The sequence below is a fragment of the Pseudofrankia coriaricola genome, assembly GCF_032027725.1.
In the GTDB taxonomy this organism is placed as follows: domain Bacteria; phylum Actinomycetota; class Actinomycetes; order Frankiales; family Frankiaceae; genus Pseudofrankia.
This window is the reverse complement of record NZ_JASNFO010000027.1, coordinates 162,076-186,700: the sequence shown is the minus strand read 5'-3', so window position 1 is coordinate 186,700 and position 24,625 is coordinate 162,076. Positions and strand designations below refer to the sequence as shown.

The 24,625-nt window shown below is 73.1% G+C and carries 20 protein-coding genes; 14 read left to right on the top strand and 6 right to left on the bottom strand.

Annotated features, from left to right (window positions below):
* Positions 1-11: 11 nt before the first annotated feature.
* Positions 12-1,142 carry an undecaprenyldiphospho-muramoylpentapeptide beta-N-acetylglucosaminyltransferase gene (gene murG / locus QOZ89_RS15975; RefSeq protein ID WP_312624129.1) on the top strand — a complete coding sequence of 377 codons (1,131 nt, stop codon included), beginning with the start codon at positions 12-14 and terminating at the stop codon, positions 1,140-1,142.
* A 79-nt stretch (positions 1,143-1,221) separates the two neighbouring features.
* Here murG and murC read toward each other — a convergent pair whose 3' ends face one another.
* Positions 1,222-2,730: a UDP-N-acetylmuramate--L-alanine ligase gene (murC, locus tag QOZ89_RS15970; protein WP_397428780.1), complete on the bottom strand. Its 1,509-nt coding sequence runs from the start codon at positions 2,728-2,730 to the stop codon at positions 1,222-1,224.
* Positions 2,731-3,154: 424 nt separating this feature from the next.
* Between murC and ftsZ the strand changes: the two genes are divergently transcribed.
* From ftsZ to QOZ89_RS15940, 6 genes are all read left to right on the top strand, one after another.
* A complete protein-coding gene (gene ftsZ, locus QOZ89_RS15965) occupies positions 3,155-4,525 on the top strand; it encodes a cell division protein FtsZ (protein ID WP_071054931.1) in 1,371 nt (456 codons plus the stop codon).
* A 78-nt stretch (positions 4,526-4,603) separates the two neighbouring features.
* Positions 4,604-5,455 (top strand): YggS family pyridoxal phosphate enzyme, encoded by an 852-nt coding sequence (locus QOZ89_RS15960; RefSeq protein ID WP_071054929.1) that lies wholly within the window; start codon positions 4,604-4,606, stop codon positions 5,453-5,455.
* 9 nt (positions 5,456-5,464) lie between these two features.
* Positions 5,465-6,013 carry a cell division protein SepF gene (locus QOZ89_RS15955; RefSeq protein WP_071054927.1) on the top strand — a complete coding sequence of 183 codons (549 nt, stop codon included), beginning with the start codon at positions 5,465-5,467 and terminating at the stop codon, positions 6,011-6,013.
* 54 nt (positions 6,014-6,067) lie between these two features.
* Positions 6,068-6,346 carry a YggT family protein gene (locus QOZ89_RS15950; RefSeq protein ID WP_491677211.1) on the top strand — a complete coding sequence of 93 codons (279 nt, stop codon included), beginning with the start codon at positions 6,068-6,070 and terminating at the stop codon, positions 6,344-6,346.
* Between the two features lie 93 nt (positions 6,347-6,439).
* On the top strand, positions 6,440-7,360 hold the full coding sequence (locus QOZ89_RS15945) for a DivIVA domain-containing protein (protein WP_071054925.1): 921 nt from the start codon (positions 6,440-6,442) through the stop codon (positions 7,358-7,360).
* 380 nt (positions 7,361-7,740) lie between these two features.
* A complete protein-coding gene (locus QOZ89_RS15940) occupies positions 7,741-7,923 on the top strand; it encodes a hypothetical protein (protein WP_071054972.1) in 183 nt (60 codons plus the stop codon).
* Between the two features lie 70 nt (positions 7,924-7,993).
* Here the strand turns inward: QOZ89_RS15940 and QOZ89_RS15935 are convergent, their stop codons facing one another.
* The 4 genes from QOZ89_RS15935 to QOZ89_RS15920 all read right to left on the bottom strand — a co-directional run bounded on the left by QOZ89_RS15935 (position 7,994) and on the right by QOZ89_RS15920 (position 12,731).
* Positions 7,994-9,028, bottom strand: coding sequence for a hypothetical protein (locus tag QOZ89_RS15935; protein WP_312624128.1), 1,035 nt, complete (start codon positions 9,026-9,028; stop codon positions 7,994-7,996).
* Between the two features lie 269 nt (positions 9,029-9,297).
* Complete coding sequence (locus tag QOZ89_RS15930; RefSeq protein ID WP_083420170.1) at positions 9,298-10,245, bottom strand: RluA family pseudouridine synthase; 948 nt, start codon at positions 10,243-10,245, stop codon at positions 9,298-9,300.
* The gene (gene lspA / locus QOZ89_RS15925) at positions 10,242-11,111 is read right to left on the bottom strand and encodes a signal peptidase II (RefSeq protein WP_241842473.1); all 870 of its coding nucleotides are present in this window, start codon (positions 11,109-11,111) and stop codon (positions 10,242-10,244) included. The genes QOZ89_RS15930 and lspA overlap by 4 nt, the downstream gene beginning before the upstream one ends.
* A gap of 432 nt (positions 11,112-11,543) precedes the next feature.
* Positions 11,544-12,731 carry a class I SAM-dependent methyltransferase gene (locus tag QOZ89_RS15920; protein WP_312624127.1) on the bottom strand — a complete coding sequence of 396 codons (1,188 nt, stop codon included), beginning with the start codon at positions 12,729-12,731 and terminating at the stop codon, positions 11,544-11,546.
* A gap of 754 nt (positions 12,732-13,485) precedes the next feature.
* Here QOZ89_RS15920 and ileS point away from each other — a divergent pair.
* Positions 13,486-16,770 (top strand): isoleucine--tRNA ligase, encoded by a 3,285-nt coding sequence (gene ileS, locus QOZ89_RS15915; RefSeq protein ID WP_071054919.1) that lies wholly within the window; start codon positions 13,486-13,488, stop codon positions 16,768-16,770.
* A gap of 184 nt (positions 16,771-16,954) precedes the next feature.
* Here ileS and QOZ89_RS15910 read toward each other — a convergent pair whose 3' ends face one another.
* Positions 16,955-17,851, bottom strand: coding sequence for a PhzF family phenazine biosynthesis protein (locus tag QOZ89_RS15910; protein ID WP_071054917.1), 897 nt, complete (start codon positions 17,849-17,851; stop codon positions 16,955-16,957).
* 418 nt (positions 17,852-18,269) lie between these two features.
* On the opposite strand from QOZ89_RS15910, the gene QOZ89_RS15905 reads away from it, so the two are divergent.
* The 6 genes from QOZ89_RS15905 to QOZ89_RS15880 all read left to right on the top strand — a co-directional run bounded on the left by QOZ89_RS15905 (position 18,270) and on the right by QOZ89_RS15880 (position 24,610).
* Entirely contained in the window at positions 18,270-18,914 is a 645-nt protein-coding gene (locus tag QOZ89_RS15905; protein WP_071054915.1) for a DUF6308 family protein, read from the top strand.
* Positions 18,915-19,120: 206 nt separating this feature from the next.
* Positions 19,121-20,074 (top strand): ABC transporter ATP-binding protein, encoded by a 954-nt coding sequence (locus tag QOZ89_RS15900; RefSeq protein ID WP_071054913.1) that lies wholly within the window; start codon positions 19,121-19,123, stop codon positions 20,072-20,074.
* Between the two features lie 43 nt (positions 20,075-20,117).
* Positions 20,118-21,020: an ABC transporter permease gene (locus QOZ89_RS15895; protein WP_083420168.1), complete on the top strand. Its 903-nt coding sequence runs from the start codon at positions 20,118-20,120 to the stop codon at positions 21,018-21,020.
* Entirely contained in the window at positions 21,017-22,006 is a 990-nt protein-coding gene (locus tag QOZ89_RS15890; RefSeq protein WP_071054912.1) for a hypothetical protein, read from the top strand. Before QOZ89_RS15895 ends, QOZ89_RS15890 begins: the two co-directional genes overlap by 4 nt.
* Before the next feature lie 365 nt (positions 22,007-22,371).
* Positions 22,372-23,844 carry a TerD family protein gene (locus QOZ89_RS15885; protein WP_312624126.1) on the top strand — a complete coding sequence of 491 codons (1,473 nt, stop codon included), beginning with the start codon at positions 22,372-22,374 and terminating at the stop codon, positions 23,842-23,844.
* A gap of 73 nt (positions 23,845-23,917) precedes the next feature.
* Positions 23,918-24,610 (top strand): AIM24 family protein, encoded by a 693-nt coding sequence (locus QOZ89_RS15880; protein WP_071054904.1) that lies wholly within the window; start codon positions 23,918-23,920, stop codon positions 24,608-24,610.
* The last annotated feature ends 15 nt before the right edge of the window (positions 24,611-24,625 follow it).

Below are 24,625 nucleotides of genomic sequence, written 5' to 3'. Positions count from 1 at the left end.
CGTGAGAGCCGATGCTGAAGAGTGTGCTGCTCGCCGGCGGCGGTACGGCCGGCCATGTCGAACCCGCGCTCGCGGTCGCGGACGCGCTGCGCGCGGCTGACCCGCGGATCCGGCTGACCCTGCTCGGGACCGAGACGGGCATGGAGGCGCGCGTCGTGCCCGCGCGCGGCTACGAGCTGGCGACCGTTCCGAAGGTGCCGCTTCCCCGGCGTCCATCCAGGCAGGTGCTCACCGTCCCCGGCCGGCTCGCGGGCGCCATCTCCCGGGCCGGCGAGGTGATCACCGAGACCCGCGCGGACGTCGTCGTCGGTTTCGGAGGCTATGTCTCCGTGCCCGCCTATCTGGCCGCCCGCCGCCGTGGGGTGCCGATCGTCGTCCACGAGGCCAACCCGCTGCCCGGGGTGGCCAACCGGCTCGGCGCCCGGCTCACCTCGCACGTCGCCGTCTCCTATCCGGGGACACCGCTGCGCCACGGGAGGCTCACCGGCATCCCGCTGCGCGAGGAGATCCTCACCCTCGACCGGTCGCCGGCCGCCATGCGCGCCGCCAGGGCCCGCTACCGCCTCGACCCGCACCGCCCCACGCTGCTCGTGTTCGGCGGCTCTCAGGGCGCTCGCTCGCTCAACCAGGCGATGGCGGGGGCGGCCCGGGCGCTCACCCAGTCCGGGGTGCAGGTGCTGCACGCCACCGGTCCGAAGAACTTCGACGAGGTGGCGGCGGCGCTGCCGTCCGGCCTGCCCGCGCCGTACGTGTTGGTGCCCTACCTCGACCACATCCCGTCGGCCTATGCCGCCGTGGATCTGGTGCTCTGCCGCTCCGGGGCGATGACCTGCGCCGAGCTCGCCGCCGTGGGCCTGCCGGCCGTCTACGTCCCGCTGCCGCACGGCAACGGGGAACAGCGGCGCAACGCGCTGCCGACGGTCGAGGCCGGCGGCGGGCTGCTCGTCGACGACGCGGAGCTGTCCGCCGACTGGATCGCGCGTGAGGTGCTGCCGGTGCTCACTATGCCGGAGCGGCTGGCGAAGATGGGCGCCGCCTGCGCCGGCATGGGCCACCCCCAGGCGGCCCAGACGATCGTCGCGATGATCCGCGAGGCCGCCGCGTCCCGGCGCCGCGCCGGGGGCCGGCACGCCGCCCACTGACGCGCGGGGAACACGCGGCCCACTGGCCCACCGGGGAGTCGACGCCCGGGCCGCGGTGCCCGGACGTCGCCCGCGCGGGTCAGCGGGCGGGGGCCAGCCCGGCGAGCAGGCGGGGGCCGAGTTCGGTGATCGTGCCGGCGCCGAGCGTCAGCAGCAGGACGTCGTGGCCGGGCAGGTCGGCGGCCAGACGCCCGGGCAGCTCGGCCCAGCCGACGTAGCTCGTGTCGGCGGGGGTGCGAACCCGCTTGGCGAGGTCCGCGGCGTGCAGGCCGAGGTCGTCGTGCTCCCTGGCGGCGTAGATGTCCGTGACGTAGAGCCGGTCGGCGTCACCGAAGGAGGCGGCGAAGTCGTCCAGCAGCGCCGCGAGCCGGCTGTAGGTGTGCGGCTCGATGACCGCCCAGACCTCCCGGCCGGCGGCCTTCTGCCGGGCGGCGGCGAGCGTGGCGCGGATCTCGGTCGGATGGTGGGCGTAGTCGTCGATCACCTCGACCGTGCCGCCGTCGCCCGGCAGGTCCGCCGCGCCCCTGGTGCCTGCCAGGTCGGCGGAGCCGACGTGCTGGAAGCGCCGGGCGGCGCCGGTGTAGCCGGCCAGCGCCGAGAGCGCCGCCTCGACGGGCACCCCGAGCTCGCCCGTGGCGGCCAGCACCGCGAGCGCGTTGAGGACCGTGTGCCGGCCCGGCAGCGCCAGGCGCAGCGTGCCGACCGGCTCCCCGTCGCGCAGCACGGTGGCCCGTGTCACGACGGCCGGCGGGTCCCCGGCGTTCCCGCTCACATCCTGGCTGCCCGCGGACCCACCGGTGGTGCCATCGACGGCCGTGATGTTTGTCGCGCGCCAGGTGAGGCCGTCGCCCAGGCCGTAGCGCACGACCCGCGGGCCGCCGCCCGGCTGCTCGGCCAGGGCGCCGAGCACGGAGGCCACCCCGGGGTCGTCGCCACAGGCCACCAGGACGCCGCCTGGGCGGACCCGGGCGGTGAAGGCGGTGAACGCCGCCCGCACGGCCGCCTCGTCGGGAAAGAGGTCCGGGTGCTCCCACTCGACGTTCGTGACCACGGCGAGCGCCGGGTCCAGAGCGTCGAACGCGCCGCCGTACTCGTCGGCCTCCAGCACGAACAGCTCGCCGGAGCCGACCAGCGCCCCGCCGCCGAGCTGCGGCACCTCGCCGCCGATCACCGCCGTGGGGTCGGCGCCCGCGGCGCGCAGCGCGAGGGTGAGCATCGCCGAGGTCGTCGTCTTGCCGTGCGAGCCGGCGACGGCGACGAGCTGGTAGCCGGAGGTCAGCTCGGGCAGCCAGTCGGAGCGGCGGCGCACCGGCAGGCCGGCGGCCCGCGCGGCCGCGACCTCCGGATGGTCGTCGCCCAGGGCGCTGGAGGCCACGACGACGTCCACGCCGGCGAGCTCGGCGGCCAGCTCCGCCGGGCCGGGCACGGCACCGGTGCGCACCCGGGCTCCCAGCGCCCGCAGCGCCTCGACCCGCGCCGAGGGCTCCTGGTCGCTGCCGGAGACGAGGTGGCCACGGGCCAGCGCGATCCGGGCCAGTGGGGCGAGGCCCGAGCCGCCGATGCCGAGGAAGTGCACGCGCGCGCTCACGGACACCATCCTCTCCCACCGGCTGGCCAGGTAGAGGCTCGGCTCGCGACTGGTCCGGACGGCCGCTCACCCGGGGCTGGGGAGGACATCTCGCCCGAGTCCGCTACCAGGGGCGGGGGGAGGAAGAAAGGGACGGGTGGGGAGGCCCGTCGGGAGGGGGCTATGCGGGCGGAGGCTGTGACGAACAGGACGGCGAATTCCATCGGTTGACGCGCCGGGAGGTTCCTTGACCCATGCGGACGCCATGCCTACTGTCCATCCACAGTCGCAAGTTGACATAACTCTAACCGTCTAGTGGACGGTGAAGGTTGGAGCTAGGCGGCTACTTCTCCCGTCTCGTCCCGGTGGAGCCGTCCCGACGGTCCTGCCGCGCGAGCCGGGCGTATGTCCGCCCCACCGACGCCGCTGGAGGACCGACCCCGTAATGGCTGCCCCGCAGAACTACCTAGCGGTCATCAAGGTTGTCGGCATTGGTGGTGGCGGCGTCAACGCCGTGAACCGCATGATCGAGGTCGGTCTCAAGGGCGTCGAGTTCATCGCCATCAACACCGACGCGCAGGCGCTGCTGATGAGCGACGCCGACGTGAAGCTGGACGTCGGCCGCGAGCTCACCCGCGGCCTCGGCGCCGGCGCCGACCCCGAGGTCGGCCGGCAGGCGGCGGAGGACCATCGCGAGGAGATCGAGGAGGTCCTCAAGGGGGCCGACATGGTCTTCGTCACGGCGGGTGAGGGCGGCGGGACCGGCACCGGCGGGGCTCCGGTCGTGGCGAACGTCGCGCGCTCGCTGGGCGCGCTCACGATCGGCGTGGTCACCCGACCGTTCACCTTCGAGGGCCGCCGCCGGGCGAACCAGGCCGATGCCGGCATCGACACGCTGCGCAACGAGGTCGACACCCTCATCGTCATCCCGAACGACCGGCTGCTGGCGATGACCGACCGCGACATCAGCGTGCTCGACGCGTTCCGCAGCGCCGACCAGGTGCTGCTCTCCGGTGTCCAGGGCATCACCGACCTGATCACCACGCCTGGACTGATCAACCTCGACTTCGCCGACGTCAAGACGGTCATGTCGCATGCCGGCAGCGCGCTCATGGGTATCGGCCGCGCCCGTGGTGACGACCGGGCCACGGTCGCCGCCGAGCAGGCGATCGCCTCGCCGCTGCTCGAGGCCAGCATGGACGGCGCGCAGGGCGTGCTGCTGAACATCTCCGGGGGGTCCGACCTCGGCCTGTTCGAGATCAACGCCGCCGCCGAGCTGGTCGCCGACGCCGCCCACCCCGAGGCGAACATCATCTTCGGTGCCGTGATCGACGACGCGCTCGGCGACGAGGTGCGGGTCACTGTCATCGCGGCCGGTTTCGACACGGTGCCCGACCGCCGCGCGAAGGGCATCGCCCCGCAGCGCGCGCGCCCCACGCCGCCGCCGGTCGCCGCCGCCCCGGCTCCCGTGGGCGCGCTGCCGGCGATCCCCGCGGTGGCCCCGACGCCGCCGCCCGCTCCGCGGCCGACCCCGAGCTACGCCCCACCGATGGGCCCGCCGCCGGCCGCGCCGCAGCCCGCGCCGCCGCAGTACATCCCCGAGCCGCTGGACCCACAGCCGGACCTGGACGAGCCGCCGGCCCGCTATGCCGCCCAGCACGCGCCCGGCGAAGGCCAGGGGCAAGGGGGTGGCTACGGGGCCGACCCGGCGGGCGTCCGCCCGGGAGCGCGGCCGAGCTATCCTCCGCCTCGGCGGCCGGTCCGGCCGATCGCCGACGAGGATGACGAGCTGGACGTCCCCGACTTCCTCAAGTAACCGAGCCTCCGCCGTTCGCCGACCGGGCCGGCGGTGTCTCGACCGGCCCGTACAGCGAATGCGGAGGGACCCGCGGGTGTGGCGGTGACGTCGGGCGCTGACCTGGCGCGGCTGCGGGCCAACCTGGGCGAGGTCCGGGAGCGGATCGCCGTGGCGGCGCGCGCCGCCGGCCGTGAGCCGGCCGAGCTCACGCTCATCGCCGTGAGCAAGACCTGGCCCGCCGCCGATGTGCTGGCGCTGCGCGCCCTGGGCGTCACCCACTTCGCCGAGAACCGCGAGCAGGAGGCGGCCCCCAAGGTCGCCGAGGTGCTGTCCCGGCTGGGCACGGCGGCCTCCTCGCAAGCCGCGAGGCCGGCCGGGGCTCCGGGCGCAGGTGGGGGACTGGGCGTACCTGGGAGACTGGGACCGGCCGGGGGCGCGGACGGTCCGGGGGCGGCGGCCCGGGTGCCCGTGGGCGCGCCGGTGTGGCACTTCGTCGGTCAGTTGCAGCGGAACAAGGCGAACGCGGTCGCCCGCTGGGCCGACTGGGTACAGTCCGTCGACCGGCCGGAACTGGTCGCGAGCCTGTCCAGAGCGGCGGCGAGCCAGGGCCGTATGATCGCGGTCTGCGTCCAGGTGTGCCTGGACACACCCGGCGCCACCGGCCGGGGCGGCGCGGCGCCGGGCGATGTCGCCCGGATGACAGATCTCGTCGCCGAGGCCGCGGGGCTGCGGCTCGCGGGTGTGATGGCGGTGGCTCCTCGGGGGGTACCTCCACGGCCGGCATTCGCCCGGTTACGTGAAGTCGCCGAAGAGGTGCGGCGGAACCACCCCGAGGCGCGGGTCGTCAGCGCTGGAATGTCGGGCGATCTTGAGGCCGCGGTGGCCGAAGGCGCGACACACCTACGGATCGGCACCGCTTTGTTCGGTGAGCGGCGCCCTGTCCCTTAGAGTCGCGCCATGGGGCTCGGGCGCAGGGCGATGGTCTACCTCGGTCTGGCCGAGGAGGACGACGAATATCTCGACGACTACGACGATGACGACGGTCAGGACGACCGCCAGGATGACCGGCGGGACGTGCGCGAGCCCGTTCCGTTCGACCGGACGGTGAGGCGTATCGACGCACGCGAGGAGCCGCCGACAATGGCCAGACGTTCCTCCTCCGTCGAACCGCTGCGCCCCTCCGGACCCGTTCCGATGCGGAGGGTAGCGGCCGTCGAGGAAGCATCCCCCTACCGGATCACAACGCTCCAGCCGCGGAGCTACAATGACGCCCGTCAGATCGGTGAGGAGTTCAGGGACGGCACGCCCGTCATCATGAACCTCACCGAGATGGACGACGTCGAGGCCAAGCGGCTGATCGACTTCGCCGCTGGGCTGATCTTCGGCCTGCACGGGAGGCTTGAGAGGGTGACTAACAAGGTCTTCCTCCTGACCCCCTCGAACGTCGAGGTCACCGAGAGCGACAAGCTTCGTATCGCCGAAGGTGGCTTCTACAACCAGTCCTGACGCCGCGGTGCGTGGCCGCCGGCGTCCGCAAGGCAGGGAGAGGCAGCCATAAGCATCTTCGGCACCGTGATCTATTGGGTGCTGACCGCGTACCTCCTGCTCCTGATAGCGCGGATGGTCATCGACCTGCTGCAGTCGTTGAGTCGCTCCTTCCGACCCACCGGCCCGTGGGTGGTGCTCTGCGAGGTCGTGTATACGGCCACGGACCCGCCGCTACGATTGCTGCGGCGCTTCATCCCGCCGCTGCGCGTGGGGGCTGTGGCCTTCGACCTCGGTTTCCTGCTGTTGTTCATCGTGATCGTGGTGTTGCAGAACTATGCGACGAGGTTGTGACGGGGTCGTGTGCACGCCGCTGACACGAGCGCGGGAGACTGCCCGTAGACCGCCCTCTCTTCGGGGAGCGGCGATGCCGCAAGAGGAGGCGACGTGGCGCTGACACCACAGGATGTGCAGAACAAGGTCTTCAGCCCGACGAGGTTCCGGACCGGGTACAACGAGGACGAAGTCGACACCTTCCTCGACGAGGTCGAGGCCGAGCTGACGCGAATGCTGGACGAGAACTCCGACCTGCGCCGCCAGCTCGACGAGGCGCGCCGCACCGGTGGCGGCGGCCCCGGTGTGCCCCCCCAGATCCTGGAAGAGAACCAGCAGCTGCGCCGGCAGCTCGATGACGCCCGCAGGGCGGCGGCCCAGGCCCAGGCCGCCGCCCAGCAGGCGCAGGCACAGGCGCAGGCGGCTGCCGCCCGAGGCCCGTCCACCTCGCCGGTGCCGATCCCCGGCGGAGCCACCCAGGTCATGCCCGCCGTCGGCCAGCGCGGCGGCGGCGTGCCCGCCACGGCCGGCTCCCAGCTCGACGCCGAGATCGAGCAGCGGGTTGCCCGTACCCTGGTGCTCGCCCAGCGGACCGCGGACGAGGCGCTGCGCGAGGCGCGCACCGAGTCCGAACGGGCCCGCCGCGAGGCACGCTCGGACGCCGACCGCATCCTCGCGGAGGCGCGGGCGCACGTGGCCGAGCAGCTCGGCGGCCTCGAGGAGGACAAGCGCCGCCTCGAGGGCCAGGTCGAGCAGCTGCGCGCGTTCGAGCGTGAGTACCGCACCCGGCTGCGGGCCTACCTGGAGATGCAGCTGCGTGACCTCGACGGCATGCCGACCCAGCCGGCCGTCGGCCCTGGTGGCCCAGCCCGTCCGGGCCTGAACCCGGGCACTCAGGGCGGCGGCCAGCCCCAGCCCGCGGGCGTCGGGGTGCCGGCAGCCGCCTACCAGCCCGGCCCGCCCGCCATGGGCGGCCAGAACGGCGTCAACCACGCGGAGCGCGACCCGCGCGCCGGTGGCATGCAGGAATTCTGACCCACTGGCTCACTGACCCAGCCAGGGTTCGCCGGGCTGGCCGACGATGACCGTGTCTTCCGGCCGGCGGTGCCCCGGCGCGCGCGGAGCCTCGTCGTTGCCGGCGCTCTTCAACACGTGGTGCCGCTGGCGGCGCTCCGGTCGCCACGCGGCGCTGTGCTCGGCACGTGGTCGACGGTGCGGGGTCCCCGCACCGGGCCGGCTTCGCGGGCGGCCACGGGCTTAGAGGGGTCGCCGAGGCGAGTTCCTGGCGTCTCGTCCCCGGCGATCTCGGGGTGCGCGCAGGGGCGGGCGCTCTCGCGTCCGGCCGCCTCCGTCAGCGCCTCACCCACCGGGACGTCGCCGGCGGGGATAGTGGTGAAACGACGGAGGTGGTCGAGGTGATCGTTCTGAGCGGCGCGGCGCTGGTGGTCGCCGCGGTACTGTTGGTCGTCGGCGCGGTGGGCCCGACGGCCTGTGTCTATGCCTCTTTGGCCTTGACCCTCCTCGCCGCTGGCGTGCTCCCGCTGGGCGCCGCCCGGCGGGTCCGCCGCGCCGCCGCCCGAGGTTCCGTCAGCTCCTGAGCCGACGTCGGCGGCCTGCCCGCGAGCCCGCCAGGTCGGTCGCGGGGCGCTTGTTACGGGTGGTCGGGGGTCACCGGGATTCGGGGGTCACCGGGATGAAGCGGACGGCGTTCTCCAGTGTGGCCGGTGGGGCGGCGTCGATGACGCGGACCGAAGAGTCCTGGCGCAGCGCGAGGAGCCGGGCGGCGGACGCCCGCACGACGGCGGCGAACAGGCAGGAACAGCTCCGGCCGCCGCGCATCGTCTGCGCCTGCGCCGACGCGCGCTCCCGGGCCGCGGGGTCGGTGGCCGTCGCCGCTCGCCTCGACGACTCGGCCGCCTGCGCGGCGAGCGCGGCCAGCACGTCGTCCACCGGGGTGCGCACCTCCGCCTGGTGTACCGTGCCCGACCCCGGCACGGTGAAGAAGACCTGCGTCACCCGGTAGGTGGCGAGGAGCGCCTGCAGGCCGTCGGGGGTCCGGTAGTCGTTCAAGCTCACCACCGCCAGCAGGTCCGCCTCCGGCGCGGCCTCGGCGAGCGCTACGAGCGACTGATCCGCGCCGCCCACGTAGTCCGCCGTCGACTCTCCCGCGGTCGGTCCGATCGTCACGCTGGGCACGACGGCCGCGTCCGCCTGCCCAGCCGGTGCGCCGCCCGGCGGCGGGCTCGCCGGCTCGGTGCGGGGCTGGCCGTCCATCCCGGGCAGCAGGGCCGCGGCGGCGCTTAACACGATCATCGCGACGAGGCCGAGGACGGCGATCCGCGCGCCGCGCTCCAGTAATGCCCGGCCGACCGAGGGCCCCTCCGCCACGGCCGACGCGGAGGCGTCCCTCGCGGCGGCGGGGGACGGGCTGGACCCGGCGTCTGGGCCGGACCCGCCGTCCGCGGTCCGGGGCCTGGGCGCGGGCGCGGGCGGTTCGGGCGGTCCGGGCAGCAGCCGGGTGCGCAGCGCGAGGCGCAGCAGCCCCGCCGTGACCGTCCTGCTGGTGGCCGCGGCGGCGCCGACCACCGCCTCCAGCGCCCGGCCGGTCCTGGGGACGAGCGCGTCGTCGAGCCGGTCGAGCACCGGCCCGGCCCGGTCCGCCGCTTTCGCTATCCCGGCGCCGCTGGCCGTCGCGGCCTCCACCACCGCCGCGGTAGCCCGGTGCGTGACCGCGTCCGCCGTGTAGCGTGCCGAACCGGCCCTGGAGGACCAAAGGGTGCGCGAAAATGCTCTTCTTTCGCGCACCCGGCCGGGGTTCCTGCCGGATCGCGAAGCCGGGGTCCCTGCCGGATCGCCGGACGGGGTCCCTGCCGGATCGGCGAAGCCGATCTGGGAGGTCGTGATCTGGGAGGTCTGCTGGGAGGTCCGATCGTCCCCCGGGTCGCTGGCGCGCACCGGCGACGGAAGCCGGCTCACGACATCGCCCGGAGCCGCTCCAACGCCTCGGCGAGGTCGGGTGGGTCGGGGCTCGTGAACGTCACCGGCCGCCCGTCCGCCGGATGTTCGAACGAAAGCTCGAAGGCGTGCAGCCACTGCCGGCGCAAGCCGAGCTTCTCCGCGAGCGTCGGGTCGGCGCCGTAGGCCAGGTCACCGACGCAGGGGTGGCGCAGCGCGGCGAGATGGACCCGGATCTGGTGGGTCCGCCCGGTCTCCAGCCGAATGATCAGCAGCGACGCCGCCCGGAACGCCTCATCGGTGTCGTAGTGGGTGATGCTGGGCTTGCCGTCCGCGACGACGGCGAACAGCCCGGGCTTGCGGGGGTGCCGGTCGATCGGGGCGTCGATCGTGCCGCGCAGCGGGTCGGGATGGCCCTGAGCCACCGCGCGGTAGCGCTTGTCGACCGTCCGCTCCCGGAAGGCCCGCTTGAGCGCCGTATAGGCCGACTCGCTCTTCGCGACGACCATGACTCCGGTCGTGCCGACGTCGAGGCGGTGCACGACCCCCTGGCGCTCGGCCGGGCCGGACGTGGAGACCCGGTAGCCGGCGGCGGCCAACGCGCCGATCACGGTCGGGCCGGTGTACCCGGGCGCCGGGTGCGCGGCGACACCGACCGGCTTGTCGACCACGATGATGTCGTCGTCGTCGTGCAGGATGGTCAGGCCCTCGACCGGTGTCGGCGCCGCCTCGACGACCGGGCCCGGCGGGGGCGGCAGCTCGACGTCCAGCCAGGCGCCGCCGCGGACCCGGTCGGACCGGCTGGGCACCTGGCCGTCGACGCTGACCTGCCCGTCGTCGACCATCGCCGCGGCCACCGTCCGGGACAGGCCGAACATCCGCGCGAGCGCGGCGTCCAGGCGCAGGCCGTCGAGCCCGTCCGGAACCGGCAAGGACCGCTGCTCGCCGGCCCGCACCGCCGTCACTCCCGTCCCGCCGGCTCGGACGGCCTGTCCGTCTCGGGCGTGCCCGACGCGTCACCCGTCTCGGCCGGCTTGGCCGCCTCGGCCGGACCGGCCGGGTCCTGCCGGGCCAGGCGCGTGCCGTCGAGGCCGATGCCGAGCGCGGAGAGCACGACGGCGAGGACGGCGCCAACGACGATCGAGGAGTCGGCGATGTTGAAGATCGGCCAGTGGTGCAGGTAGATCCAGTCGACGACGTGGCCGCGCAGCGGGCCGGGGGAGCGCACCAGCCGGTCGATGAGGTTGCCGACCGCGCCGCCGACGATCGCGCCGAGCACCACGGCCCAGCCTCGGGAGCCGAGCTTGCGCGCGGTGAACGCGACCACGACGATCACGGCCACCGCGATGAGGCTGAACAGGGCCGTCGCGCCGCCGGCGATGCTGAACGCGGCGCCCGAGTTACGGGTCAGTCGCAGCTCGAGCACACCCGGGACCAGCGTGACGGAGTCGTGCCCGGTCAGCTTCGCCACCACGATGATCTTCGTGATGGCGTCCAGCAGGACAACGCCGAGGCTGGTGGCGAGCAGCACCATGATCGGCCGCCGCACGCCCACCACCCGTCCGTCGGACCGGCGGGGCGGGGTGGTGTGTGGGGCGGACCCTCCGCCCCCTCCATCCTGCCCGTCATCGCCGGGCCGGGTGACCCCGCCGGGCGCACCGTCGGCCCGCGGCTGCGCGGACTGACCGGCGTGCGCGCCGGTGGCCTTCCCGGCCGCCAGATCGGGGCCCTTGCCCCAGTCCAGGTATGCGCGCGCGATGGAGGTCTCCTCATCATCGCCCCGCGCCCCCGGCCCAGGTACGTCGCCCTCGCTGGTCGGCGCCTCTCCCACGTCGTCAACTGTACGGCGGTCCCGGTGCCGGACGCTCCGCGCCCGCACCCGGGCGCCGCCGTCGGGCGCTGAGCGCCCTCCCCGCGTGGATCCGGCTCCTGGCATATGGCGGTGGTAGGGCCGGTCCCGGGCTGGCGAGGTGGCTGAGTTGGCGCTGCGCTGATGCGCCGTCACCATTTGTGGCCAGGCCGCGCGCATTACTTGCCGGAGTGGGATCGTCCATCGCCCCGACACCGATGGGGCTGTGTGACCGGCTCACCCGAACGACGCCACACCTTGCCGCGCGGTTCGACACCTGGCCAAGGGATGTTCGGGGGCGCCGCGACGGCGGTGGTCAGCTCGGAGAAGGCTCAGGCGGGCAGGGCGGTGGGCGACGTGTCGCGGCTGGCGGGCCAGATTGTCCAGTCGGGAATCCCGCCCTGACGGGGCGGCTCAGGGGGTCAGCGGGGCGGGGTCGGGGGTGCCCAGGCGCTCCAGGACGATGCGGTAGGCCTCGAGCTGGCCGGTGACGAAACCGGCCGTCGAGCCCCAGAGGAACGCGCGGAACTTCAGGTACATCTCCTGGCCCCAGCGATCGACGACCTGCTCGCGCGCGGCGTCGAGCCTCAGCGCCCATGCCCGGCAGGTCAGCATGTAGTTGTGGGTGTCCTCTATCACGGTCCGTACCCGGAACTGGCCTGACCTCGCCACGCAGGCCAGATAGTCGTGCAGCACCATCGGGGTCGACCGGCCGGGGTAGATGTGGCGGCTCATGAAGCTGGACAGATGGTGCTTGCGGCGCATCGCGACCGCGTCCAGGTAGACCCGCCCGCCCGGGCGGACCAGCGCGGCGTACTTGCGCAGCGTCGTCTCGTAGTCGGGCAGGTGCTCGGTGACGCCCATGTTCACCAGCGCGTCGTACGTTTCGCCTCCGCCCTCGTAGGCGAACAGGTGCTGGCGCACGACGGTGGCCCCGTCGTAGCCGCGCTCCTTGGCGAGGTCGTTCATGAAGGCCTCGGACGCCCGCGACAGCGTGAGGGAGGTCACCCGCGCGCCCTGCTCGGAGCCGAACTGCAGGAACGCCCCCCAGCCGCCGCCGACCTCGATCACCCGCGCCCCCGGCCCGAGCTCCAATGCGTCGTAGGCGTAGCGCATCTTGTTTGCCATCGCGGCCTCCAGCGGCTCCGTGTCCGCGGTGAAGACCCCGTGGGTGTAGCAGCGGAACTCGCTGTCGAGGAACGTGCGGAAGAAGTCGGCGTCCTCGTCGTAGTGCGCGGCGATCGCCTCGTCGTCCTTCTTGCGCTGGCCGCGCGCGCCGAGCGCCAGCGGCGCGAACCGCTTGGTCCAGACGATCGGATGGAAGTCGGAGAAGACCCTGCGGGCGGCAAAGGCCGCCACCACGTCGCCGTTAATGTCGAACGCGCCGGCAATGAACGCGTCACCCACCTGGAACAGGTCCATCGACGACAGTGCCCGGTCCCCGGCGCTGCCCCGGCTTTCGAGCCAGAACCGTGGCTCGCCGTCACCAACCAGGAACGACGCGCCGTCGGACATCCGGACTCCGAACGGTGTTCGCACCGATTTCTTCCGGCTCGCCTGCCGCAGCTTCTCCGCGAACCGGTCCCAGGTCGACGCGCTCATCCTTCACCCGTCCTCAGCGTCCGTCCGGGCTGCCCCGGAAAGGGCCGACTTTCTGCGTCATGTCGAGTATGACCGCGTGGGCGCCACTGGGGGAAACGTCGACATGACCACCGCAGAAACCCCAGGAGACGGACCTACGCCACGTGCGTGCCCGATTCCATCGGGACCGGTTGGTTCGGTGTGACGCAAGGGCGTCCGGCCCGCCAACTGTGCCGCTACGCAAGGCCAGTGTCCGGCCATCGTGAGCCCGCGGGTGCCCGGTGCGGACGTTCGCCCGCTCCGCTGCCTTCGCCCCGCCCTCCGTCCGCTCGTCGCCTCGGTCGCTTCATGTCGTCGGCGTAGGCGTTGTCCGACGTGATCTTGCGCGGAAACCCGGTGCCAGCCCGTCGAGCGGTCAGCTACGCTGGGCGCAGCAAGCCAGCGGCAAGGCGTCGATGGGGACGAGTAGCGGCGGGCGCAGCCTGAGCGAGCCGGGGACGGTGGAAGCCCGGTGGTTAGCGCGTCGTGAAGATCACCCCTGAGTCGTCGGGAGAACGCGGCCCCAGGAAGTTCGAGAGAGCTGGGGCGTCAGTAGATCCGGCAGCCGTGGCGCGAATGAGTGGCCGTCGCGGGGTCGGTGACCTGGCGGCGCGCAAGGAGGGTGGTACCGCGGTGCCCCGCCCGTCCCGAGGCCGATAGCGGCCCTGGGGAAGTGGCGTGGCGTCGTCCCTCCGCCGGAACTGCCACGTCCGACGGAGACCGGGACCCCACAGCGATGAGCACCCCCACACCCACCAGCACCCCAGCCGCGCCAGCCGCCGCGCCCGCCGCGCCCAGCGCCGCCCGCTCGGCGGCGTTCGCGCCGCTGCCGGCGAAGGTCGACCTGCCGGCGTTCGAGCAGGAGACCCTCGACCGCTGGCGCGACAGCAAGATCTTCGAACGCTCCCTGCGGGCGAGCGCCGACGCGCCGCTGTGGATGTTCTACGAGGGCCCGCCGACCGCCAACGGCAAGCCGGGCGCCCACCACGTCGAGGCACGGGTCTTCAAGGACGTCTTCCCGCGCTACCGGACGATGAAGGGCTACCACGTTCCTCGCAAGGCCGGCTGGGACTGCCACGGCCTTCCCGTCGAGCTCGCGGTGGAGAAGGAGCTCGGCTTCACCAGCAAGAGCGACATCGAGACGTTCGGGATCGCCGAGTTCAACGCCCGCTGCCGGGAGTCGGTGCTGCGCCACGTCGCCGACTTCTCCGCGATGACCGAGCGGATGGGTTACTGGGTCGACCTCGACGGCGCGTACCGCACGATGGACACCCCCTACATCGAGTCGGTGTGGTGGTCGCTGCGGCAGATCTTCGACAAGGGCCTGCTGGTCGAGGACTTCCGCGTCACGCCGTACTGCCCCCGCGACGAGACGCCGCTCTCCGACCACGAGGTCTCCCAGGGCTACAAGGACGTCGCCGACCCGTCCGTCTACGTCCGCTTCCCGGTCGTGGCCGGCACCGGTCCCGAGGGCTACTTCACCCCGGAACGCGACGCCAAGCTGCTCGTCTGGACGACCACGCCCTGGACGCTGGTCTCCAACACCGCCGTCGCCGCCCACCCTGACGTCACCTACGTCCTCGCCCGCACCGCCGCCGGTGAGCACCTCGTCGTCGCCGAGCCGCTGCTGGCGGCCGCCCTGGGCGACGCCGCCGAGGACGCCGAGGTCGTCGACCGGCTGACCGGCGCCCAGCTCGCCGGCACCCGCTACCGCCGCCCGTTCGAGCTGCTCGACGCCGCCCGCTTCGAGCCGGGCGCTGACGGCGTCGCCGGCCGGCACGCCACCGGCGCGGCGCCCGCCGCCCCGCACTCGGTCGTGCTCGCCGACTACGTCACCACCACCGACGGCACCGGCCTGGTCCACCAGTCACCGGCGTTCGGCGCCGAGGACCTCGCGGTCTGCCGGGCGAACGGCCTGCCGGTCGTCAACCCGATCGGCTCGAACGGCCGTTTCCTGCCCGAGGTCCCGCTCGTCGGCGGGATGTTCTTCAAGGACGCCGACGCGCCGCTGTCCGCGGACCTTCAGGCCCGCGGGCTGCTCTGGCGCGGCACCAGCTATGTGCACAGTTATCCACACTGCTGGCGCTGCCACACGCCGCTGATCTATTACCCGCTGCCCAGCTGGTACATCCGCACCACCGTGGTCCGCGACCGGCTCGTCGAGGAGAACGAGAAGACCGACTGGCACCCGGACCGGATCAAACATGGCCGCTACGGCGAGTGGCTGCGTAACAACGTCGACTGGGCGCTGTCCCGCAACCGCTACTGGGGTACCCCGCTACCCATCTGGCGCTGCGAGAACGACTCGGCCCACCTGACCTGCGTCAGCTCGCTCGCCGAGCTGTCGACGCTCACCGGCCGGGACCTGTCCGGCCTGGACCCGCACCGCCCGTTCGTCGACGAGGTGACGCTGACCTGCCAGCGGGCCGGCTGCGGCGGCACCGCCCGGCGCGTGCCCGAGGTGATCGACGTCTGGTACGACAGTGGCGCGATGCCGTTCGCCCAGTGGGGCGCCCCGCACCGCAACCAGGCCGAGTTCGAGAAGCACTACCCGGCTCGGTACATCTGCGAGGCCATCGACCAGACCCGCGGCTGGTTCTACACGCTGATGGCCATCGGGACGCTCGTCTTCGACCAGTCGAGCTACGAGACCGTCCTGTGCCTCGGCCTGCTGCTCGACGCCGAGGGCCGCAAGATGTCGAAGCACCTGGGCAACGTCCTCGACCCGTTCGCCCTGTTCGAGCGGCACGGCGCGGACGCGGTCCGCTGGCTCATGCTCGCCGGTGGCTCGCCGTGGTCGGACCGCCGCGTCGGTCACGAGGCGATCGATGACATCGTCCGCAAGGTCCTGCTGACCTACTGGAACACGGCCTCGTTCTTTGCCCTCTACGCCTCCGCCGCGCACTGGGACCCCACGGCCGCGCCCGGCAGGGCACCGGCCGACCGGTCGGTGCTCGACCGCTGGGCGCTCTCGGAGCTGGCGGCGACGGTCCGCGAGGTCGACGAGGCGTTGGAGGGCTTCGACTCGCTGCGCGCCGGCCGGCGGCTGACCCGGTTCATCGACGACCTGTCCAACTGGTACGTCCGCCGCTCGCGGCGCCGGTTCTGGGACGGCGACCCGGACGCGCTGGACACGCTCTACCGCTGCCTGGACGGCGTGACGAGGGCGATGGCCCCGCTTGCCCCCTTCCTCACCGACTGGCTGTGGGCACGGCTGTTCGCCGCGGCCCCGGGCGCGCCGGACTCGGTGCACCTGGCGAGCTGGCCGGAGCTGCCCGCCGAGTGGGTGGACGAGACGCTGTCCGAGCAGATGGACCTTGTTCGCCGGATCGTCGAGCTCGGCCGCGCGGCCCGGGCGGCGAGCGCGGTGCGCACCCGCCAGCCGCTGCCGCGCGCCGTGGTCGGCGGTGCCGCGTTCGAGGCGCTGCCCGCCGACCTGCGCGCGCAGATCGCCGACGAGCTGAACGTGACCATCGTCGAGGGCGCGACCGCCGACCTTGTCGACATCACCGTCAAGCCGAACTTCCGGGCGCTGGGCCGCCGCTTCGGCAAGCGCACGCCCGCCGTCGCCGCCGCCGTCGCCACGTCGGGCCTCCCCGTCGACGGGGTGCTCGCCGTCGAGGTCGACGGCGAGCGGATCGAGCTCTCCGGCGACGAGCTGATCGTCACCGAGACGCCGCGGCAGGGCTGGGCGGTCACCTCCGAGTCGGGCCTGTCGGTCGCCCTCGACCTGGAGATCACCCCCGAGCTCGCCCGCGCGGGCCTCGCCCGTGACGTCGTTCGTGCCCTTCAGGACGCCCGCAAGAGCTCCGGCCTGGAGATCACCGACCGCATCGACGTCTGGTGGGCTGCCTCGAAGGAGGACACCGCCAGAGCCCTGCGCGAGCACGCCGCCACCGTCGCCGACGAGATCCTGGCCGTCCGCTTCGTCGAGGGCGGCCTCCCCGCCGGCACCCACCACACCGCCGACGACCTGGGCCTCACCTTCGCCCTCGGCGTCGCCGAACCGGCGGCCAGCTAGCCCCGGCGGCCTCGCGGACGTCGCCGGGCCCGTTCCGTGGAAGGGGTCCGGCGACGCCGGCGAGACTCCAGACCGTGATCAGCTCGAGGCCGGGATCGAGCTTGCGGAGGTCGTCATCTTCACCGTCAATGCCCAGCAACTACCGCGCCCACATGGTGGACGGTATGGGTGCGGCCGCGGCTGGCTATGAGGGCTGGGGGAGGACGCGGGCGGTGCCGCCGACCTGGGTGGTGATGCCGCGGGGGGTGCGGGTGGCGGTGGCGTGGACGGTGGACGGGTGCCCGAGGGCGTCGCCCTGGTCGACGGCGACCGTCGGGTCGCTGTCGCCGAGGTGGCCGCTGAGCAGGAGGTGCGCGGCGAGGCAGCCGGTGCTGTTGGCGTTGGCGACGTCTTCGGGCACGCCGATGGCGGGGGCGAACATGCGGGCCGCCGCGGGCTCGGTGAGCGACGGCGGGACGTAGACGAAGCAGCCGAGCTGCCCGTGCCGGCGGCTCGCGACGGCCAGCCGCTCCTGGTCGGGACGGATCCCGGCCAGGACGGCGCGGTCGGTGACGGGGATCAGCAGGCGCTCGCTGCCGGGCGAGGCGATGGACACGTCGTCCTTGGGGTGCAGCGCGTCCGGCGCCAGGCCGAGAGCGGCCAGGAACGCACAGCGCTCCGCGTCCGTGGCGGCGCGATGCTCCACCAGCCCCTGGCTGAACCAGGCCTCGATGACGTCGCCCTCGCCGGATCCGGCCGCGAGCCCGCCGGTGGCTTCGACGTCCTTCCCGGCCACCCGCAGTGGGCCCTGGAAGGCCGCCCCCGCCGCCTGGAGCGTGAGAACGGCGATCGCGGCGACCGTTCCGTGGCCGCATCCGGGTAGCTCGCCCGTCGCCGTGAAGAACCGGACCTCCCGCTCGCCCCGCGCGCCGACGCCCGGGGCGATGGCGGCCACGTGCGAGGTGCCCATCCTCGCGGGAATGCGCGCCAGCTCCGCGTCGCCGAACCCTCCGCTGTCCGTGACGACCGCGGTGGGGCTGCCCCCGTCGCCGCCCCGGAGGCACGCGGCGACCGTGATGACGTCGGCTGGGAACTCGTCCATATCGCTACGTCACCACATCGTGACCGCGACGTCACCGCATCGTGGCGGGTGTCTCCGGGTTGCCGCCGGCTCGGGTGACACCGTCCTGTTCCACCGGGCGGGCTGGTCCAAAAAGGACAGCCGGGGACAGGCTGGCAGCGCGCCTGCTGGGCGGTAACCAGTGCTTCCCGGGGATGGCGGGTCGGGAGATGATGAGATGCCCGTACCGACCGAAGTGGCGCGCGGGGATCGCCGCTGGGTGCTCGGGGCGATCAGTGACGATTCCGACGGATGGTCACGGAGCGCCACGCTCGGCCGTACTGTTTGGGGCACTGGCCCCGCGTGACCTGGTACCGGGGGAAACACCCTCACGGGCGGACGGCCGACGGCGCTCGCATGGCCAGAGACGGCACCAGACGTGAAGGATGAGGAGCTTTCGGTGAAGCTGGCGATGGGCACCCGGGAGGTCTTCGACGCGGAGAGCCTGCTCGAGGAGTATCTGGGACCACGCAGGCGCGGGCTGCGCTACGCCTACCCGTACTACGACGGCCTGGTCACGAACGGTGACTCGGACCTGCTCTGCACCGGGGACCTGCTCGCTCCCTGCCTGCTGGGCGTCGGCGTGGACATCGACCGGCTGCACACCCTGACCGCGCTGATGCCACTGCTCCAGCGCGCGCTGGACAAGCTGCCGCCCGGGATCGAGCTGATCGAGGCCGACGACGTCACCCTCGACCTGGTCGCCGCGCTCTACGACCCGCTCGACGACCCGGACGTCTCCGACCGCGACGTCAAGGGCTCACTGATCGCCAAGGTGCTGCACCGCAAGCGCCCCACCCTCATCCCGCTGTTCGACTCCAAGGTTCGGATCTTCTACCAGCACGAGAACTGCGTCCCGGCGGCGCCGAAGGACGGCCGTTCCTGGCGCCAGTACATGCAGCTGCTGGTCCGCGCCATGCAGTACGACCTGCGCGAGAACGCCGAGGAGTTCCAGCGCCTGGCCACCCTCGTCCCCGCCGGCGGCCCGCCCGTCTCCTCGCTGCGGATGCTCGACATCGTCGTCTGGATGAGCAGCGCCGTCTGAAACGGCGGTGCCCGCCCGCGCGCCTCACGGCCGCGGGCGGTGGCGGTGGCCGGGCACGGATGAGCGTCTCGTGACGTTTGAACAGTGTGACGTTCGCCCCGCCCGCGGTCGCGCGGCCTCGAGCGCACACCGCGCGCGGCCGGGCGAGTGACGTTCCGGACAGTGCGGCCGTACGTACAACGCCTGGCGTACGGGAGAATGGTTGGGTGCGTAGCTTCGCCGTCCGGGGCCTGACCCGTCGGCACCGGGCAGGGGACACCGTTGTGGTCGCCAACGACCGCATTGACCTCGACGTCCCCGCTGGCGAGGTGTTCGGGATTCTCGGGCCGAACGGGGCGGGGAAGACGACGCTGGTGCGGCTGATGATGGGGCTGCTACGGCCGGACGAGGGCAGCATTGAGCTGTTCGGGCACGATGTCGTCGCCCGGCCGGACCTGCCGGCGCGGCTCGCCGCCTATCTCGGCCAGAGCGATCTGGCGCTGGCCGACCTGCCGGTCGCCACCGCGGTCGAGACCACCGGCCGGATGCGCGGTCTGACGAAGGCCGCGGCCAGGGCCGAGCGGGACGCCGTGCTCGACGAGCTCGGGCTCACCGGCGTCGCCGAGCGGCCGCTCGGGAAGATCTCTGGCGGCCAGCGCCGGCTGGCCTGCGTCGCGACGGCACTGGTCGGCTCCCGGCCGATGCTGGTGTTGGATGAGCCGACAACCGGGCTCGACCCGCGCAGCCGACGGGCTGTCTGGGCCGCGCTGCGGCGGCGGCGCGACGAGGCCGGTGTGACGGTGGTCCTCATCACCCACAACGTGCTGGAGGCGGAGACGGTGCTCGACCGGGTGGCGGTGCTCGACGCCGGCCGGGTGATCGCCTGCGACACGCCCGGCCGCCTCAAGGCCCTCGTCGACTCGGACGTGCGTCTCGAGCTGGCCTGGCGCGAGGATCCGCCGGACGACGACCCGACCGTGCGCTGGCTCGGCGCCGAGGCGACCCGCGCGGGCCGGCGCTGGACGGTCCGGATGTCTCCGGAGCAAGCCCGCGAGGCGCTCGCGCTACTCACCACCGGCCCGGCGTTCGCCGCCCTCGACGACTTCAGCCTGGCGACGCCGTCCCTGGAAGACGTCTACCTGTCGCTCGGCGGCACCTCCCGCGACCTGGAGCGCACATGACTCCCACCCGCGCGCGCGACCCCCGGCCAGGGCTGGTGCCCCGGTGACCGTCGCCCCCGTCGTCCCCGGCGGCATCCCCGCGGCTGGCGGCCCCCAGGCCTCCCCGCTCGGCCCCGCCGACCGGGTGGGAACCCCGGGAGCAGCCACCGCCGCGGGCGCCGTAGGCGGCGGCACCGTGCCGGTCGTCCCCGTGATGCCGGGGCGCACGCCGTTCCTGGCGGCCTTCGCCGCCGTCTACCGGGGGCAGCTCTCGCGCGGCAAGGTCGCCCGCATGCCGCTGATGTTCGTCGCCACCCTGCAGTCGGTGGGGATCCTGCTGCTGCTGCGCGGCGTCGTGAGCGTCTCCGACGTGACCACCTGTGCCCAGGTCGTCGCCGGGTGCACCGTGCTCGTCGTCGCGTTCGTCGCGCTGAACTTGCTCGCGCAGCGGTTCGGCGCGCTGCGCGCCGCCGGGGCGCTCGACTACTACCTGACGCTGCCGGTGCCCGGTACCGCCGTGGTGCTCGGCACGGCCGCCTCCTACGCGACGTTCGCCGTCCCCGGCGTCGTCGTCACCGCCGTCACGGGCGCCCTGCTGTTCGATCTTCCGCTGTCCGGCCTGTGGGTCCTCGCCCCGGTGGCGCTGCTCGCCGGCGGGAGCCTAGCGGGCATCGGCGCCGCGGCGGGGCTGCTCGCGCCCCGTCCCGAGCTCGCCACCATCGCCGGCCAGCTCGGCATGAGCATCGTGCTCTTCCTCGGGATCATCCCGTCCGACCGCCTGCCCGGCGTCGGCTGGCTGGTGCGCGACGTGCTGCCGAGCAGCTACGCCGTCGACGCCCTCACCGAGACGTTCCTGCCGTCGGTCCGCTGGGGCATCGTCGCCCTCGACCTGGGAGTGTGCGCCCTAGTCGCCGTCGTCACCCTGGCGGCCGCCGCCGGGGCGCTGCGCCGGGCGGGGACCGCGTGAAGCAGCGGGTCTGGTCCTTCCTCGTCGGCCTCGCCGGATGGTTCGCCCGGCTGTACTGGCTTCCCGGGGTGGGCGCGGGGATCGTCTGCCTGCTCGCGCTCACCGCCGCCGGGCCGCTGCTGGGCCTGCTGTGGGCGGCCACCGCGCCGCACCTGGACGTCGCGGCCAGCATCAGCGGCAGCGAGAACGCGTTCACCACGCAGGCCGACATCGACGCGACATTCGGGTTCATCTGCCTGGGTGCCGGCATCGCCGCCGGCGTGCTCGCCCGTCTCCGGGCCGCCGACGCTGGCTGGCCGGTCCCCGCGGGACTCACGGCCGGTGGGTTCGCGGGCTCCCTGCTCGCCGGCTGGATAGGCCACCTGGTCCGCTCGCCGGGCGTGCTGGACCAGCTGCCGCCGAACGCGGGCAGCTACGTCATAAGCCTGGTCGACATGCGGGTGCGCGCGACCGGGCTGTACCTGGTGCTGCCGATGGCGGCGCTGCTGGTGCTGGCGCTGTCACTGTGGCTGCCGGCGCCATGGCCGCGCAGGCGGCGCCGGGGTGTCGAGCCGGTGGCCGAGCCAGCTGAGCCGGACGCGGTGTTCGCCGCCGCGTCCGCCTTCCAGCTCGGTCCGCTGCCGTTCGCGGACGACGAGCCACCCGCGCCCGTGGCCGGAGCCGGGACCCCGGATGGCGCGAGCTCGAACGGCGTGGCTGATCGTGGCGGCGCCGGCGGCTCGGAAGATGCCAGCCAAAAGGGGCGCGACGATGGCGAAGCCTCGCGCTCCTGGGGGCCTTTGGGTGATGCCAGCCAAAAGGGGCGCGACGATGGCGAAGCCTCGCGCTCCTGGAGGCCTTTGGGTGATGCCAGCCAAAAGGGGCGCGACGATGGCGAAGCCTCGCGCTCCTGGAGGCCTTTGGGTGATGCTAGCCAAAAGGGGCGCGACGATGGCGAAGCCTCGCGCCCCTGGATGCCGTTAGGCGACCTGGAACGACCGTCGTGACAGGTCCCACATCTGCCCGACAATGGTCGTCGCGCGACCAGCCGGGCATCCGGCCGGTGTGCATGGCTGCCAGCACAGTGCTGCCGGAGTCGTCGCTGTGCGCGTGCCGTCCTGCGCGGCGCGCGTCCTGTCCCGCGCTGTCCGCCGGTTGACACCTCGGTGGCGCCAGGTGATGAGATGACCTTGGCCGTGGACTGTTAGGTTCCGGTCAGTCCGGTCCACATCGGGTGCCCGCCGGTGGTGCGACCATGGGATTGGTCACATCGGTGGTGTCGGCGCCCGGTGGCCGCGGCGCGGGATCAGCGCCGGGGCCGGGCCGGCCGGGATCGCGGTCGGGGATCGTAGGGCGGGGCGGGAGGAACAGCGTGGTCACGCAGTTCGGTCGAGGACAGAAGAGCCAGCTGTCCGCGATCACGCAGGGCACTGACCTGTACATCGGCATCCAGGTCAACGCTCCGGGCACCAGCTGGGACATCTCCTGCTTCGGCCTGGACGCGAACGACCGGCTCTCCGACGACCGGTACTTCATCTTCTTCAACCAGCCGAAGTCGCCAGAGGGCTCGATCCAGCAGCTTGGCGCCCAGTCGGGCGACACCGAGTCGTTCCGGATCACCCTCGACGCCGTGCCGCCCTCGATCCACAAGCTGTCGTTCTGCGCGGCGCTCGATGGTGCCGGCAGCGGGAGCCAGATCACCTCCGGCTACTTCCGGATCGTCGTCGGCGGCCAGGAGGTGATGCGGTACCCGTTCACCGGGGCCGATTTCACCTCCGAGCGCGCCGTCATGATCGGCGACGTGTACCGCAAGGGCGTCTGGCGGGTCACCGCGAACGGGCAGGGCTTCGCCGGCGGGCTCGCGGAGCTCATCCGCTCCTTCGGCGGCGAGGTCGAGGATCCGGCGCCCGCGCCGCCGCCCGCGCCCGCGGCGGGCGGCTTCGCCCCGCCACCCCCTCCGGCTGGTGGCTTCGCGCCGCCACCCCCTCCGGCTGGTGGCTTCGCGCCGCCCCCCGGTGGACCGGCTGCGCGTCCGCCGGCGCCCGCCGCGTCCCAGGCGCCGGGCTATGGCCAGCCGCCCGCGCCGCGGCCGGGCTACGGCCAGCCGCCGGCCGCGGCGGCCGGCGCCGCGTCGCCGCTGGTGAACCTGTACAAGGAGCCGCCGCCGTCGCAGGCGCAGCCGGTGCCGCCGGGCGCGATGGCGAGCCTCACCCCGTATGCCGAGAACCAGGCACAGGGCCGCTGGGTGCAGCAGAACAGCAAGCTGGTCAAGGTCCGCCTCGGCGAGGACGCGCTGGCGCTGCGCGGCTCGATGGTCGCCTACCAGGGCAACATCGACTTCGACTACAAGAGCCGCGGCCTGCGCGGGATGCTCGAGGAGAAGCTCACCGGGCAGGGCCTGAAGCTCATGACCTGCAAGGGCCAGGGCGAGGTGTTCCTCGCCCAGGACGCGGCCGACCTGCACATCGTCGAGCTCGGCCCCGGCCAGAAGCTGTGCGTCAACACCAAGAACGTGCTGGCGTTCGACGCGACCATCACCAACGAGGTCAAGCGGATCGAGAGCGCCGGCATCCCGGGCGGCGGCATCTTCCACTTCGAGATGACCGGGCCGGGGACGATCGTCGTGATGACGAAGGGCACGCCGATGACGCTGCCCGTGCAGGGGCCGACGTTCGGGGACATCAACGCGCTGGTCGCCTGGACCGTCGGGATGCGCGTCAGCGTCTCGTCGCAGGTCCGGATCTCGCGGCAGGTCTACCACACGGCCAGCGGCGAGTCACACAACCTGCAGTTCCAGGGGATGGGCGGCGGCCACTTCATCGTCGTCCAGCCGTACGAGGTGTGAGCCCGCGGATGACCACGGCCCGTACTTGGCCAGAGGTGACTCTGGCGGCGCAGACGCAGACGAGGAGCCCGCGGTGCAGGGACAGCTGATTCAGCACTACGGCCCGACGCCGGTCATGGACCGGATGAGCAAGCACGGGTCGAAGATCGCCAAGGTGGTCATGTGGCCGGGTTTCGACCTGTTCGCCCGGTCCGGGTCGATGATCGGCTATGAGGGCCTGATCGAGTTCGACCCGCAGCCGCCGGAGGTGCGCCGGCTGGCGTCCAGCTGGGCCACCGGCGAGGGTGTCCCGCTGATGACCGCGCGCGGCCAGGGCCTGCTCTACCTCGCCGACTACGGCAAGGACGTCATCGTCATGCAGCTCACCCCGGGTGAGGCCGTGTCGGTGAACGGCAAGAACATCCTCGCCTTCGACGCCAGCCTGCAGTGGGGGATCGAGCGGGTGAAGGGTGTGACCATGCTGTCGGGGATGGGCATGTTCAACGTGGTCATCCGCAACAACACCCAGGGCGCCGGCTGGGTCGCGATGGTCTCCAAGGGCAACCCGATCATGCTTGACACCCGCGAGGCGCCGACCTTCGTCGACACCGACGCGCTGGTCGCATTCACCGAGGGCCTGAGCATCGAGAAGCGGCGCACCGCCGGTTTCGGCAGCATGTTCGGCCGCGGCTCGGGCGAGTCGTTCCAGCTTGGCTTCCATGGCCAGGGCTTCGTCGTCGTGCAGCCGAGCGAGGACGAGCGCCCGCACTTCTCGGTCCGGGGATGACCATGCAGCCCACCG